This is a genomic window from Coraliomargarita sinensis (assembly GCF_003185655.1).
Lineage (GTDB): Bacteria > Verrucomicrobiota > Verrucomicrobiia > Opitutales > Coraliomargaritaceae > Coraliomargarita_B > Coraliomargarita_B sinensis.
In genome coordinates this window covers 1-13,005 of sequence record NZ_QHJQ01000017.1, presented here as the reverse complement: position 1 = coordinate 13,005, position 13,005 = coordinate 1, and the positions used below count along the sequence as shown (strand labels likewise).

Here is a 13,005-nt window from a genome sequence, read left to right as displayed (position 1 = left end):
AAATATGAACCAAGAAAATAGAAAGGAAATGCTCCGGTCCCCAAACTTTGGTGTAGACCCTGCGGTTAAAGATGAACCACGAAAATAGAAAGGAAATGCTCCGGTCCCCAAACTTTGGTGTAGACCCGTAGCGGAGATGGCGAAGCGAGGTTCGTTTGCCCCCTTTTATACGCCTAAATGGTGCGGGTAGACGGAATCGAACCGACGACCTCTGCGTGGAAGGCAGATGTTTTACCTCTAAACTATACCCGCGTCAGATAAGCCCACAGACTTTGACCCCGATGAGTTCTGGTCAAGTCAGGAATTCAAGTTCTGCTCTTCTATAAAATCCTGGAGAATCAAGGCGGCCGCCCGGGAATCAATCTCCCCACTTTTACGGTCCGGCTTTTTCTTTTGCCCTTTCAGACCCTGCTCCACCGAGTGGCTGGAGAGTCGCTCGTCGACGCGATGAATCGGTAGTTTGAAGCGCTTCTCCAGTTCTTCGATAAAGCTGTCCACTTCCTTGGCCTTGAAGCCGACCGAGCCATCCATATTCAGAGGGTAGCCCACCACCAGACGCTGCACCCGCCGCTGCCGGATAACGGATTCGATCTGCTGCATGCGCTCCTTCTTGGATGCCGCCACTGCGGCCGAAAGCGGCAGGGCGATGCCCAATTCGTCGACAAAAGCCAGGCCGATACGTTTTTCACCCCAATCGATGCCGAGTGTATTCATGGTCAGAGGTCAGAGGTCAGAGGTCAGAGGTCAGAGGTCAGAGGTCAGAGGTCAGAGGTCAGAGGTCAGAGGTCAGAGGTCAGAGAAATAGGGTATGCGCCTCCTTAAAATATTCAGCGTTGAATGTTTAACTTTCTCGAACGTCCATCCATCTTCACCCATCATCCATTAATTACATGAGTTTCCGGTAGGCTTCTTTGGTACCAATCGTTTTCACCAGATCCTTGAGATCCTGGGCTTTGTCCTTATGGCAGACCAGCGTGGCATCGTCGGTCCTGACCACGATCAAATCCTCGACGCCGAGTAAGGCAACAAGATGGTCCTCGTCCTGAGAATAAATAATATTCTCCTTGGCATCCTTGAGCTCGGCGCTGCCGCGAACGACATTACCGGCGTCGTCTTCCGGATAGTGACGGGCCACGGCGGGCCACTCGCCCACATCGTCCCAGTCGAAACCTGACTCAACCATGACAACATTGCTTGCCTTTTCGATGATCGCGTAGTCGACGGAAATTTTCTCCAGGCTTGGGTAATATTCGGCAAGCAAGGCATCAAGATCCTGACCGGACTCAAGTCCCCGATCAATGGCTTGAAGCGCGCTCCATAGTGACGGCGTGCTCTTTTCCAATTCGGCGACAATCGAAGACACCGACCAGATAAACATACCGGCATTCCAAAAGTAGTCACCCGACGCCAGATAGCTCTTAGCGGTTGCCTCATCCGGCTTCTCGACAAAGCGTTTGACGTTAAAGACCTCGCGATCGCCGTAGTCGCCCAACTTATCCCCTTGCTGGATGTAACCGTAGCCGGTCGCCGGAAACGCGGCGGTGATGCCGATGGTGGCCAGCACGGGCTGCGACTCGGCGGCCTGAAAAGCGGTTTCCAGCGTGGCACATAGGCCACTGGCATCATGAATAACGGCATCGGCGGGCAGCATGGCAAAGGTCGCATCAGGATCTTCGCGCCGCACCAGAACTGCGGCCAACCCAACGGCGGCGGCAGTATCGCGCCCCACCGGCTCGCCGATCACCTTGGCCGGATCAAGATCGGGGCAAACTTCGAGAACGGCATCACGCTGTTCCGTGTTGGTGATAACAAAGAAATCCTTCGGGGCAACCAGGCCGGAAAGGCGGTCGACTGTCTGGGTAAGCATGGCCTTTTCTCCAACAATGGGGAGCAATTGCTTCGGGCGGGCCAAGCGGCTGACCGGCCAAAAGCGCTCCCCCCGGCCACCGGCCATGATTACTACGTAACGCTTACTCATGGCAGAAAGAACTAGGCCCGGGCGAAGTGAAGACAAGTTTGGATTCGTGTTCCTTCCGGGACTGCAATCATCGGTTTCAAAGCCGATGCTACTTTGAGGCTAACTGGCTGCTCTTAGAACAGGTATGCACCGGCACCAGCCTGAGTGTGCAGGATGGTAGCCTGAAAGCCGAATTTCTCACAATAGGCCTCGGTAACAGCACGCGCCTGGTTGAGGCTGAAGTCTGCACTGGTAAACGCCATAACAGCGCCGCCAAAACCACCGCCGGTTAAACGGGCCCCGTAGACGTTCGCCTCCTTGGACAATGTCTGAGCGAGAAAATCCAACTCCGGAATACTGTTTTCAAAATTAACCCGCGAACTTTCGTGCGAAGCGGTCAGGGCGGCACCGACCGCGGACAAGTCGCCGGAAGCGAGTGCCTCCTGCACTGCGCTCACGCGGGCATTCTCGCCGACGATGTGGGCCGCGCGCCGATACAGCAGCTCGTCCAGGTCGTCCTTGGCGGCCTCCAGTTGCTCGAGGCTGATTTCTGAAAGGGTTTTGGCATCCGGATAGCGTATCTGCAAACGAGCAAGCGCATCGTGACATTCTTTGTGACGATCCGCGTAGGCCGAATCGACCAAGGCATGCTTTTTGTTGGAATTAAAGATCCAGAAGTGTGTCCCCTCCGGCATCGGTGTCGTGCTGAAATCCTCTGTCGCGCAATCAATCCGCACGAGGTGATCGGCCTGACCGAAAGCAGAAACGCCCTGGTCAAGAATACCGCATGGCATACCTACGAATTCGTTTTCGGCCTTGCGTCCAATCCGGGCAAAGTCGGCTTTGCCGGCATCGAACCCGAACAAGGCAGCCAGCGCGTAGGCCGTCGCCAGTTCGATGGCGGCACTGCTGCTCATACCGGCACCGATTGGCAAATTGGAAACCACCGCCAGGTTGTAGCCACAGTCCATCGACATGCCCGAATCCAGCAAAACTTTGGTTACCCCCACCGGATAGTTCGACCAGGAGGCATCCCCGTCAATGGGCTCGAGTTGATCGAGAGCTACCACAACCAGGCTGCCACGTTCACAGATCAGGTGTATCTCACGATCCTCGCGCTTGGATGCGGCCACGGTAATACCTTCGGTCACGGCAGCGCCCATCACCAGTCCCCCATTGTAGTCGGTATGGTTTCCGATAAATTCGATCCGTCCCGGCGCAAATGCCATTTGGGTTGGCGCTACCCCAAAGGTCGAGGTAAAGAGTTGAGTTAATTTAGTTTTCATGACGCTTTATCCTTTTTCGCCCAGGAATCACGCAGACTGACCGTGCGATTGAAGACCGGTTGCCCCGCTTTGGAGAGCTTGCTGTCAGCGCAGAAGTAGCCGATCCGTTCGAACTGACAGGTTTCACCGGGCTGGATTTCCGCCAGGCAGGGCTCACAAAGAGCCGTTGTTTCCGAGGAAGATTCCGGGTTCACAAATTCTAGAAACTCGCGCTCCTTATCCGCTTCCGGTTTTTCCACGGAGAACAGACGGTCAAACAACCGGACGGGCGCTTTCAAGGCATGATCGGCGCTGACCCATTGAATCACACCCTTCACCTTACGGCCCTCCGGGTTCTTATTCAGGGTGTCCATATCCACACTGCAGAGCAGTTTGGTAATCTTACCCTCCGCGTCCTTGATCACCTCATCGCATTTAATGATATAGGCATGACGCAACCGCACTTCCCCATCCTTTTTCAGGCGGAAAAACTTGCGGTTAGCCTCCTCGCGGAAGTCCTCCTGTTCGATGAATATGCGCTTCGCGAAAGGAATTTTCCGACTGCCGGCAGACTCATCGCCGGGGTTGTTGTTCCCCTCGACCTCCAGCACTTTGTCCTCCGGCCAGTTGGTCAGCTCTATCTCGAGCGGGTCCATGACGGCCATGCGGCGGTCGGCGGTGCGGTTAAGTTCGTCGCGAACGGCGTGCTCGAGAAGGGCGATGTCGCTGGTCGAAGGTGTCTTGGTAATACCGACGGTGCGGCAGAAGTTGCGAATCGCAGCCGCCGGATAGCCACGACGACGCATCCCGGATAGCGTGGGCATGCGCGGGTCATTCCAGGCCTCGACATAGCCCCCCTCGACCAGGGCCCGCAACTTGCGCTTGCTGACAACCGTGTAGGTCAGATTCAGGCGGGCAAATTCAGTTTGCTTGGAGGGGAAGATGCCCAGCTTTTCAATAAACCAGTCGTAGAGCGGCCGGTGATCCTCAAACTCAAGGGAGCAAAGGGAATGGGTCACGCCTTCAATGGCATCACTCTGCCCGTGGGTGAAATCGTAGCTCGGATAGATACACCACTCGTCGCCCAGCTTGTGGTGGTGCATGCGCTTGATCCGATACATGACCGGATCGCGCATATTCATATTCGGATGGGCCATATCGATTTTGGCACGGAGGACCATTTTGCCGTCTTCGAACTCGCCGGCCCGCATCCGCTTGAAAAGATCGGCACTCTCCTCCACAGGACGGTCGCGATAGGGGCTGTTCTTGCCCGGCTCGGTCAGCGTACCGCGGTACTCTCGCATGGCATCGGCACCGAGCTCATCCACATAGGCGTCGCCGGACTCGATCAATTGAAGGGCCCATTCGAACAACTGCTCAAAGTAATCACTGGCGAAACAAAGCTTCGCCCAGTCATAGCCCAGCCATTTAATATCCTCCTGAATGGCGCGGACAAACTCATCGCTTTCCTTTTCCGGGTTCGTGTCGTCGAATCGCAGGTTGCACTTGCCGCCAAACTCTCTGGCGATCTCGAAATTCAGGCAGATGGCCTTGGCATGTCCGATTTGGAGATATCCGTTCGGCTCCGGCGGGAAACGTGTCTGAACCTGCCCGCCATGCTTACCGGCGGCCACATCTGCGGCCACCATTTGGCGGATAAAATCGTTCGGGCTGTCCGTGCTTTCTGACATAAGCGGTCAAGCAATAGCCCAGGAACGGACTTCTGCCAGAAAAATCTACGTCAGCATTATTTGTCCAAGCCCAGCGACTGACTGAACTCGCGGCAACTGAGCTCGAACTCCCGGGGGATAAGCCTGGCGCAGGCTTCGTAGTCTTCCAGCTCCCCGTCGTCGACGGCATGCTCGATTCCACGGTAAAATGCGCTCAGGCGCATAAGGCCAAGGTTTCCGGCGCTACCGGCAATGAAATGGACCACTCTTCTAAGAGCGTCGCCATCCCGATCCCGGCAGATCTGGTCCAATGCCGCCAGCTTTTCACGCGATTCCGACTCGTAAAGATGGAATAATTCCCGCGCCAGAGCGGTTGATTCGTCACCATCCTCGGCCATCAGCAACATATCGATTTGCTCGCGGTCCATGACTGGCACGGAGCTGTCGTAATGAACGTTCTCGATTTGCGGGGCTTCAGACATGAGCTAAGTGGTGCGGGTGGTCATTCGAACTCGCCAACAAGCAAGGCGAAAAAACCGATTCTAGGCAAGATTCCCCATCTTTTCACGACGGAACGCTTCAAGCGCCTTGGCATTGGCATCGGAATCTCCCAGAGCCATCACCTCTTCGACCAGAGCAATGGCCTCGGATTGATTGATATTTCGAATAAAATACTTCACCTCCGGCAGCAGATTTGCCGTCATACTAAGGGAACTGGCTCCCATCCCGAGAAGTAACGCGGCAAAAGCTGGCTCACCGGCAATCTCGCCACAAATGCTGACCGGGATGCCCGCTTCACGGCCGCCATCGATAATCGACTTCAGGGAGCGCAGGACTGCCGGATGCGCCGGCTGATAAAGGTGGGCGACCCGGTCGTTGAGGCGATCCACCGCCATCAAATACTGAATCAAATCATTGGTCCCGATACTGAGAAAATCCACTTCCTTGGCGATAATATCGATGATCATGGCGGCACTGGGCACTTCGACCATGGCGCCCACTTCGATATTTTCATCAAAATCAATTCCTTCGGAACGAAGTTCCTGCTTCACCGATTCAAGAACTTCATTGGCTTTGCGCAGCTCAAGCACCCCACTGATCATGGGATACATGATCTTCACGTTCCCTTTGGCACTGGCCCGAAGGATGGCGCGGATCTGAGTCTTGAAAATATCCAGATTTTCCAGACAGAAACGAATCGCCCGGAAACCCATAAAGGAGCTGTCATCCTTCACATTGTCGTCGTCGATGGTCTTATCGCCACCAATGTCGAGCGTCCGCACAATCACAGGATTATCTCCCGCAGCCTCAGCAACCGCGAGATATTCATCATACTGTACGGATTCCGGCGGATATCCGTGGTGCCTCAGAAAAATCCCTTCCGTGCGAAACAAACCCACGCCGTCCGCATTCATGGCATTCACGTGCTCCATCTCACGCGCACCTTCAACGTTGGCCATCAGGGCGATGGGCACGCCATCCTTGGAAGCGCTGGGCTGATCAATTACCTTGATGATAATCTCGTCACGCTTCTTCCGTTCCGTGGCGAGTTTCCCGTACTTATACAAGCGGTCTTGCGATGGATTGATCACGATCACGCCATCGTGACCGTCGATCAGAATCTGATCTCCCGTTTTGATCCGCTTGGTCGCATCGTGCGAACCAACCACGGCGGGAATTCCCAGAGAGCGGGCCATGATGACCGAGTGACTGGTTTTACCACCTGCATCCGTGGCGAAAGCCAACAGCTTTTCCCGGGCCATATCGGCAGCATCAGAGGGCGAGATATCTTCAGAGACCAGAATACAATCGCCCGACAAATCCCGCAGGCTGACCTTCTGGGTGCCGGTAAGGTTGTGCAAGAGGCGCCTGGACACATCACGGATGTCGGCCACCCGTTCCTTCAGGTACTCGTCCTCCATGGACTTGAAAAAAGACATGTATCGCTCCGCCACCCGGTCGTAGCAGTACTCGATATTTTTCTTCGTGTTCCTTAATTCGGAGGTGACCTCCTCCAAAAGAGCGCTGTCTTCCAGAACCAGTAGATGGGCATCAAAAATCCGCGCCTCTCCTTCACCAAGTGTGGATGCAATTTTATCCCGGATACTCGTGATCTCGGCGCGCGTTTCCAGAATCGCCTGATCAAAGCGTTCAAGTTCGGTCTCGATCGCACTCTCCTGCAGATCGTAACAGGGCACATCCAGCTGCTTCTGAAGATAGACCAGAGCAGGGCCATGCGCCACGCCGGGCGAGGCCGCGATCCCTTCTAGGATGATCTCGTTCTGGGAAGATTCGGAAGACAAGTGAATGAGCGTTGAAAGTTCGTTTGTTCGCGCTGAGCGCTTTGATGTTGTCACATCTTCTGCTCGGTGAGCGATGTTTCAACCCAAAATATGTTCGGGCCCCAGCACTCCTGGCAGACCTCCTTGATCTCCAAAGCCTGCTCTTTTCCGTCCACCAGCGCAAAGCAGGCGCTCCCGCTACCGCTCATCATACATTTGTAACCACGCTTTCCGAGAATTTCCAGCAGGCTGGGAATCGCCAGAAATTTTTCACCGACAATCTCTTCGAACACATTCGCAAGCATATCGTCCCAATTTCCCCGCCGGGAAAACTCCCGCAGACGCGTTTCGGCAATTGCGTGGCCCTCATACAGTTCGGGCATGGATGCCAGCCGACCATAAGCCCAGGCGGTATTGATCCCGAAATCGGGCCGAAACAAAACCAGGCGCTGCCCCGCCAGGCGGTTGAACAGGTAAGGATCAATCGGCTCAAGTACTTCGCCCCGGCCGCGCATGAGAGAGGGTGTCGCATCGACAAAAAAAGGACAGTCCGAACCGAGTGTGGATGCCATCTCCCGGATTTTTTCCCGGCTGAATCCGGTTTCGAGTAGAGCATTCATCCCTTTGAGAGCCGCCACCGCGTCGCTGCTGCCCCCGCCCAAACCGGCACCGACGGGGATCTGCTTGTTCAGCCTGAAATCGAAATATTGCTCATGAGCGCACTCCCGGCGGAAGAGCCGTGCCGCCTGAAGGACAAGATTCGTATCATCCTGCGGAACGTCCTCTCCTTCACTAAGCAAGGTATCCTGCTCTCGTCCGTTGCGGCGAATCTCCAGCTCGTCACCGAATTCAAGCGCTGCCACCAAAGAAGTCAGTTCGTGGAATCCATCCGGCCGGCGCCCGTGCACGGACAGCATCAGATTAACCTTCGCCGGCGCGGACAGCTTTAACCAGTCATGGCTTTCTTCTCCAGTTTCGTTCACCGAATCGAGTAAAACCGGAAAATGGTTGGCCGCCATGAAAATTTCGACTTTTGCACTTTGCCAAATACGTAGGGGCCACGCTAACTTAACTGCCATGACAAACCGGAAGCCATGCCAGCTTATTCTCGCCCTCGATCTGGAAACCAGAGAAGAGGCTCTCGCCATGTTGGACCAGTTGGGCAACTCGCTTGATTGGGTGAAGATCGGGCTTCAACTCTTTACCGCCTATGGGCCGGACTTCGTCAGGGAAGTCTCGGACCGGGGCTATCATGTTTTTCTCGATCTGAAGCTTCATGACATCCCCAACACAGTGGCCAAGGCCGTACAGAGCATTGCCAAGCTGCCGGTCGAACTGCTCACCCTCCACGCTTCCGGCGGAGCCGAAATGCTGGAGTGGGCCAACAAGGCACGCAATGACCACGCGCCCGATTTGAATCTGCTGGCTGTCACAGTGCTCACCTCAATGAACGAAAGCCAGCTTCGTTCGCTCAACGTGCAGGCGACTCCGGAAGCGCAGGTCACTCACCTTGCGGAGCTGAGCCTGAAAGCCGGCATTCAAGGCCTCGTCTGTTCCTCACTCGAATTACCACCCTTGCGCAAGCAATTCGGCCCCGACCCCATCATCGTCACTCCCGGCATCCGACCGGCTGGCAGCTCGGCCGATGAACAAAAACGCATCATGACTCCAAAGGACGCTGCCGCTGCGGGCTCGAGTTACATTGTCGTTGGGCGCCCGATTCTGAAGGCTCCCTCACCCGCCGAGGCCGCAGAAGCCATACGGGCCGAACTGACCTGAGACCCGCTGCATGCCCGCCGGAATAAATTGCGCTCTCCTCCTCGCCGCCGGCAGCGGTGCGCGTATGCAAGGCAGTGTTGCGGACAAGATACTGACTCCCATCCATGGGATACCTGTTTTCATGTACTCACTGCGGGCCTTTGTCGCGTGCGAGTCCATCACACACATCGGCATCGTCTATCGCGATGCGGCCCAGCAAGCCCAACTCGCCGCCTTGGTCGATGACGATATCGCCACCAAACTCATCTGGATCGAAGGCGGGGCCGAGCGACAAGACTCCGTACTCAACGGCCTTCAGTCACTCCCCGCCGATGCCAGTCATACCCTGATACACGACTGTGCCCGACCGCTCATCACCATCGCGCACCTCGAACGATTAATCGAAACCACACGCAAAGACAGCGCCGCCTGCCTCGCTCATCCGGTGACCGATACCATCAAACGCATCCCCGCAGCAGATGCCCTCGAACGCACCACACTCGAAGACCTCCAGCGTAATCTTCTCTGGGCCATGGAAACCCCGCAGGCCTTTCGCCATGCCGACATCCTGAAAGCCTACTTACACGTAAAAGCCGAAGGGCTCCATGTCACCGACGACTGCGCTGCAGCCGCCAGCATCGACATCAAAGCCACCCTCATCCACAACCAAAGTCCCAATCCAAAAATAACCACTGCCAGCGATCTCGATTATGTTGAATGGCTGATCGGCAAGGAATAACTCACAGAGACCAAAGCCAAAGGCCTTCGACAACTAGACCCGTACGCAGTCAAAACATTACTCCTGACTTCTGTCTCCTGACCTCTGAAACAATGATCCACACCATTTCCAAGTTCCGCGTCCGCTATGTCGAAACCGACCGCATGAACGTCGTGCACCACAAGAACTACCTTGTTTGGTTTGAGGCGGCCCGCATTGAGATGCTCGACGAGATCGACCTTCCCTACGCCGCAGTCGAAGCGGAAGGCTTTTTCATCCCCGTTCTCGGTGCGAACATCGAATACAAAAAACCCGCTTTCTTCGACGATCGCATCGAAGTGCACCTCTACATGCGGGAGAAACCCCGCGCCCGCTTCCGTTTCGATTATGAAGTGCGACGGGACGGTGAACTGCTCGCGGCCGGCCACACCACCCACGGCTTTATGGATGGCCGGGGGAAAGCACTGCGTCCGCCCGAGGCTTTTCTCGCCAAAGTACTGGAGGCGTGGAACGAACCGGAGGGCTGAACTGGGGTTGGGCTGATTGACATCTCAACCAAATGCTAAGGCATTCGGCTACGTCCTCTCACGCATAGTCACGGGCGGCCGCCTTGTAGGTCCGGATCACGTGGCGGACGACTTCCGGCATGCTTCGTCCTTCGGTGGTAATACAAGCACCGGCGTTCATGTAGATCGGCTCACGCTCAGACAGCAGCTCGCGCACACGTTTTTCCGGATTATCCACATTAAGAAGGGGGCGGTTTTTATTCCGGCTGGTGCGCTCAATGATGCACTCCGGCGAGGCAAAGAGACAAACGACCACGCCCTTCTCCTTCAATAAGTCCGACATGCCTTCCTGCACCACGAGCCCTCCACCACAGGAGACGACACAGGAACCGTCAGGATGGCCTGACTCGATAAATTCCCGCTCCATGCTCCGGAAGGCCGGTTCTCCACGCTGGGAAAAGATCTCGGCGACCTTCATCCCTTCCTTCGATTCAATCTCGTGATCGGAATCGATAAACTTGTAGCGCAGTTCGCGGGCCACCTTTCGCCCGATGGCCGACTTCCCCACACCCATGAAGCCCACGATGTAGAGGTTTGGCTTTGCACTGTCACTTTTTTCGCTCACAGCCGCCATACTGCAAAGCTACTCTGCAAATGGGCGATAAAAAAGTGATTTGCATCAATGAGCCACCCGCTTAGCTGGAAACACGCAAACACAGAGGTTCTTGCCTTGGGAAGCTCCCGAAAAATACCTTTACCCAATGGACCACGCATTGATTGATGAAAATTCCGCCTCGTCCTGTTTATCGGGGATAAGCTGATTAGTGCAGTTACCTACGTATACGCGACTGAACAAGTGCAGAGTTGGCTTGCTGATAAGTTTCAACGTTCCAGTGTTAATGGAAGGCGCTAAAAAATTTGTGCTTTAAAGCGAAGAAAATTCTCCGTGTCTTCGTGCCTCTGTGGTAATATAAAAGGTAAATCAACAATGGATAACCAAGTCGCAACCGTCATCGTCAAGGGTGTCATGCCCACTTCCAGTGGCTGTGCCGTCTTCCTCGGCAACGATGATAAGATCTATGTCATTTATGTCGACCAGGGCATCGGTGAAGCCATCCAGAGGGCGGTGAGCGGCGAACAAACCGAACGCCCGCTGACCCACGACCTCATGCTGACAATGCTCGACGGCCTCGGCGCTGAGGTGGAGCGCGTTGTCATCAGCGATGTCCAACAGGGCACATTTTATGCCCGCCTCATTCTCTCGATGGAAAATGAGCTCGGCCACAAAATCGTGGAAATCGACGCCCGGCCCAGCGATTCCATTGTCCTCGCACTCGCCTCCGGCAAACCGATCTACACGGCGAAGAGCGTCCTCGACTCGGTCGACGACATGAGCGAGATACTCGCCAAAATCCTCCAGCAGGACAGCTAGAGGAACCTTGCACAGCGAACGTCCAACATCGAATGTTGAGAGCTCCGCCACGCATCATGGGAAATTTATTTAATGTTTAATCTTCAAAGTTCGATGTGCCATGTTCCCTGCGACCGCCCCGTCACGGCGCTGGCACCGATGCAGGACGTCACTACCCTGCCCTTCATGCGGCTGCTGGGAAAATACGGCGCGCCCGACCTGCTTTTCACAGAATACTTCCGTGTGCACGGTCATTCGCGGCTGGAACAGCATATCATGGATTCGATTCTTCACCACGGCACAGGCCGACCGGTTTTTGCCCAACTGATCGGCGAGAGCCTTCCGGATTTGGAAAGGACGGTCGAAGCCATTAAAACCGCCGGATTGCCAGTCGCCGGAATCGACCTGAATATGGGTTGCCCGGCACCCAAGGTTTATAAAAAAAACGTCGGTGGCGGATTGCTGCGCGACCCGGCGAAGGTGGATGAGATCCTCGGCTGCCTGCGCGCCGCGGTTCAGGGCAATTTTACGGTGAAAATGCGCATCGGGTTCGAAGACGACCGAAACTTCGACGCGATCCTCGAGCTCATCGAGAAGCATGATGTGGACCTGCTCAGCCTGCACGCCCGCACCGTGAAAGAGGCTTATCGCAGCGAGGTGCACTACGAGTATATCAAACGCGCGGCGGAACGTGTGCCCTGCCCCGTACTTGCGAATGGCAACATTACCTCGGTAGCAAAAGGTCAGCGCGTACTCGACGAAACCGGCAGCGCCGGCCTGATGATAGGCCGCCACTGCATCCGCAACCCGTGGATCTTCCGTCAGTTGCGCGAACATTTCGCCGGCGAACCCATTTTCGAGCCGACGATGTCCGACGTTCGCCAGTATGTTGAAGATCTTTTCCAGGCCACCAGCCACCCGGACAGGCAGGGCCGCTTCCACATCAACCATCTCAAGAAATTCCTCAATTTCGTGGGCCTGAGCGTCGATACCGACGGGCAATTCCTTCACGACATGCGGCGCGCCAAATCGAAGGAAGGCCTCGATGAGATCTGCGACCGGCACCTTATCGACGGAGGCCGCGCCACCGAGCTCTTTCCCGCCGAACCCATCAAGGGCCTCGTCGCGCGACCGAATTGTGAGACAGCGCGGGGCTGCTCGCTGTAAATAGGCGATATGCAGCTTACATCAGCACTGAAATTATTAAGTGCTCATTTTCGATAATTGCCAGAGGAAGTCCTTCACAGGATTCCAAATGGCCTGCGCACAGAAACACCTTACCCGAACACCTGCTTCCTCAGTCCCTGAACCGTGGCAAGATCCTGCCAGTCGGCCCCGCGCAGTAGATTCGGTTTGGGCGGATATTTTCGTTTTTTCTCCCGTTGCCAGGCCCCAGCGTAACTCCGGACGAAGTCCTGACTGCCCAGGATGGCCCCAT

At 55.6% G+C, this 13,005-nt stretch carries 13 protein-coding genes and 1 tRNA gene; 5 read left to right on the top strand and 9 right to left on the bottom strand.

All coding sequences use genetic code 11. The features are described from left to right. Window positions 1–178: 178 nt before the first annotated feature. The 8 genes from DDZ13_RS14855 to ispE all read right to left on the bottom strand — a co-directional run bounded on the left by DDZ13_RS14855 (window position 179) and on the right by ispE (window position 8,193). A tRNA-Gly gene (locus DDZ13_RS14855) sits at window positions 179–252 on the bottom strand. 45 nt (window positions 253–297) lie between these two features. Next, window positions 298–714 (bottom strand): Holliday junction resolvase RuvX, encoded by a 417-nt coding sequence (gene ruvX / locus DDZ13_RS14850; protein WP_110132247.1) that lies wholly within the window; start codon window positions 712–714, stop codon window positions 298–300. A 172-nt stretch (window positions 715–886) separates the two neighbouring features. Next, entirely contained in the window at window positions 887–1,978 is a 1,092-nt protein-coding gene (locus DDZ13_RS14845; RefSeq protein ID WP_110132246.1) for a mannose-1-phosphate guanylyltransferase, read from the bottom strand. A 113-nt stretch (window positions 1,979–2,091) separates the two neighbouring features. After that, window positions 2,092–3,243 carry a galactokinase gene (gene galK, locus DDZ13_RS14840; RefSeq protein ID WP_110132245.1) on the bottom strand — a complete coding sequence of 384 codons (1,152 nt, stop codon included), beginning with the start codon at window positions 3,241–3,243 and terminating at the stop codon, window positions 2,092–2,094. Next, window positions 3,240–4,913: a glutamine--tRNA ligase/YqeY domain fusion protein gene (locus tag DDZ13_RS14835; RefSeq protein ID WP_110132244.1), complete on the bottom strand. Its 1,674-nt coding sequence runs from the start codon at window positions 4,911–4,913 to the stop codon at window positions 3,240–3,242. Before DDZ13_RS14835 ends, galK begins: the two co-directional genes overlap by 4 nt. Before the next feature lie 56 nt (window positions 4,914–4,969). Next, a complete protein-coding gene (locus DDZ13_RS14830) occupies window positions 4,970–5,374 on the bottom strand; it encodes an Hpt domain-containing protein (RefSeq protein WP_110132243.1) in 405 nt (134 codons plus the stop codon). A gap of 60 nt (window positions 5,375–5,434) precedes the next feature. Beyond that, entirely contained in the window at window positions 5,435–7,195 is a 1,761-nt protein-coding gene (ptsP, locus tag DDZ13_RS14825; protein WP_110132242.1) for a phosphoenolpyruvate--protein phosphotransferase, read from the bottom strand. Between the two features lie 50 nt (window positions 7,196–7,245). Then, window positions 7,246–8,193: a 4-(cytidine 5'-diphospho)-2-C-methyl-D-erythritol kinase gene (gene ispE / locus DDZ13_RS14820; protein WP_233246180.1), complete on the bottom strand. Its 948-nt coding sequence runs from the start codon at window positions 8,191–8,193 to the stop codon at window positions 7,246–7,248. A 58-nt stretch (window positions 8,194–8,251) separates the two neighbouring features. Here ispE and pyrF point away from each other — a divergent pair, with 58 nt between their 5' ends. The 3 genes from pyrF to DDZ13_RS14805 all read left to right on the top strand — a co-directional run bounded on the left by pyrF (window position 8,252) and on the right by DDZ13_RS14805 (window position 10,177). Further along, window positions 8,252–8,953 carry an orotidine-5'-phosphate decarboxylase gene (gene pyrF / locus DDZ13_RS14815; RefSeq protein ID WP_110132241.1) on the top strand — a complete coding sequence of 234 codons (702 nt, stop codon included), beginning with the start codon at window positions 8,252–8,254 and terminating at the stop codon, window positions 8,951–8,953. Window positions 8,954–8,963: 10 nt separating this feature from the next. Beyond that, complete coding sequence (locus DDZ13_RS14810; protein WP_110132240.1) at window positions 8,964–9,671, top strand: IspD/TarI family cytidylyltransferase; 708 nt, start codon at window positions 8,964–8,966, stop codon at window positions 9,669–9,671. A 92-nt stretch (window positions 9,672–9,763) separates the two neighbouring features. Next, window positions 9,764–10,177: an acyl-CoA thioesterase gene (locus DDZ13_RS14805; RefSeq protein WP_110132239.1), complete on the top strand. Its 414-nt coding sequence runs from the start codon at window positions 9,764–9,766 to the stop codon at window positions 10,175–10,177. A gap of 58 nt (window positions 10,178–10,235) precedes the next feature. Here the strand turns inward: DDZ13_RS14805 and DDZ13_RS14800 are convergent, their stop codons facing one another. Then, window positions 10,236–10,781 carry a shikimate kinase gene (locus tag DDZ13_RS14800; protein ID WP_233246179.1) on the bottom strand — a complete coding sequence of 182 codons (546 nt, stop codon included), beginning with the start codon at window positions 10,779–10,781 and terminating at the stop codon, window positions 10,236–10,238. A gap of 363 nt (window positions 10,782–11,144) precedes the next feature. On the opposite strand from DDZ13_RS14800, the gene DDZ13_RS14795 reads away from it, so the two are divergent. Both DDZ13_RS14795 and DDZ13_RS14790 read left to right on the top strand, forming a co-directional pair. Continuing rightward, window positions 11,145–11,588 carry a bifunctional nuclease family protein gene (locus DDZ13_RS14795; protein WP_110132237.1) on the top strand — a complete coding sequence of 148 codons (444 nt, stop codon included), beginning with the start codon at window positions 11,145–11,147 and terminating at the stop codon, window positions 11,586–11,588. 72 nt (window positions 11,589–11,660) lie between these two features. Further along, the gene (locus tag DDZ13_RS14790; RefSeq protein WP_233246178.1) at window positions 11,661–12,734 is read left to right on the top strand and encodes a tRNA dihydrouridine synthase; all 1,074 of its coding nucleotides are present in this window, start codon (window positions 11,661–11,663) and stop codon (window positions 12,732–12,734) included. Window positions 12,735–13,005 lie beyond the last annotated feature (271 nt).

What these genes read in the sequence shown, in the direction of transcription:
- ruvX (WP_110132247.1), bottom strand. Translation starts at nt 714, where the DNA reads ATGAATACACTCGGCATCGATTGGGGTGAAAAACGTATCGGCCTGGCT.
- DDZ13_RS14845 (WP_110132246.1), bottom strand. Translation starts at nt 1,978, where the DNA reads ATGAGTAAGCGTTACGTAGTAATCATGGCCGGTGGCCGGGGGGAGCGC.
- galK (WP_110132245.1), bottom strand. Translation starts at nt 3,243, where the DNA reads ATGAAAACTAAATTAACTCAACTCTTTACCTCGACCTTTGGGGTAGCG.
- DDZ13_RS14835 (WP_110132244.1), bottom strand. Translation starts at nt 4,913, where the DNA reads ATGTCAGAAAGCACGGACAGCCCGAACGATTTTATCCGCCAAATGGTG.
- DDZ13_RS14830 (WP_110132243.1), bottom strand. Translation starts at nt 5,374, where the DNA reads ATGTCTGAAGCCCCGCAAATCGAGAACGTTCATTACGACAGCTCCGTG.
- ispE (WP_233246180.1), bottom strand. Translation starts at nt 8,193, where the DNA reads ATGGCGGCCAACCATTTTCCGGTTTTACTCGATTCGGTGAACGAAACT.
- pyrF (WP_110132241.1), top strand. Translation starts at nt 8,252, where the DNA reads ATGACAAACCGGAAGCCATGCCAGCTTATTCTCGCCCTCGATCTGGAA.
- DDZ13_RS14810 (WP_110132240.1), top strand. Translation starts at nt 8,964, where the DNA reads ATGCCCGCCGGAATAAATTGCGCTCTCCTCCTCGCCGCCGGCAGCGGT.
- DDZ13_RS14805 (WP_110132239.1), top strand. Translation starts at nt 9,764, where the DNA reads ATGATCCACACCATTTCCAAGTTCCGCGTCCGCTATGTCGAAACCGAC.
- DDZ13_RS14795 (WP_110132237.1), top strand. Translation starts at nt 11,145, where the DNA reads ATGGATAACCAAGTCGCAACCGTCATCGTCAAGGGTGTCATGCCCACT.
- DDZ13_RS14790 (WP_233246178.1), top strand. Translation starts at nt 11,661, where the DNA reads ATGTTTAATCTTCAAAGTTCGATGTGCCATGTTCCCTGCGACCGCCCC.